Below are 256 nucleotides of genomic sequence, written 5' to 3'. Positions count from 1 at the left end.
CCATTGTTGGTTGCGCTCAGCATTTAGCTGGGCCAAATCGTCGGAGATGCTCATCAGCTCTTGCAAATCAATCGGCTCTTTCGATTTTAATGTTTTCATTAGCGCCTGTGAGTGCTCAATCAGCTCAGGCTGACTATAGTAGTTACCTAAGTTGACTGGCACCGCGTCTTTCTCATTGAGAGATTTGGCAGGGGAGAGTACAAAATACATAGTTATTCCTTATTATAGTGAATCCTATGTATTTTGTACTCTCCCC

Annotated in this window: 1 protein-coding gene; it reads right to left on the bottom strand. The window is 43.4% G+C overall.

The genetic code is table 11. The annotated features are described in order from the left end of the window. On the bottom strand, positions 1–210 hold a 210-nt coding region (yaaA, locus tag AAEZ05_RS29300), incomplete at its 3' end, for a peroxide stress protein YaaA (RefSeq protein WP_350650125.1). Positions 211–256: the final 46 nt, after the last annotated feature.

Origin of the sequence: Pseudomonas sp. HY13-MNA-CIBAN-0226, from assembly GCF_040310305.1 — a bacterium.
Lineage (GTDB): Bacteria > Pseudomonadota > Gammaproteobacteria > Pseudomonadales > Pseudomonadaceae > Aquipseudomonas > Aquipseudomonas gregormendelii.
This window is presented reverse-complemented; position numbering and strand designations above follow the sequence as displayed.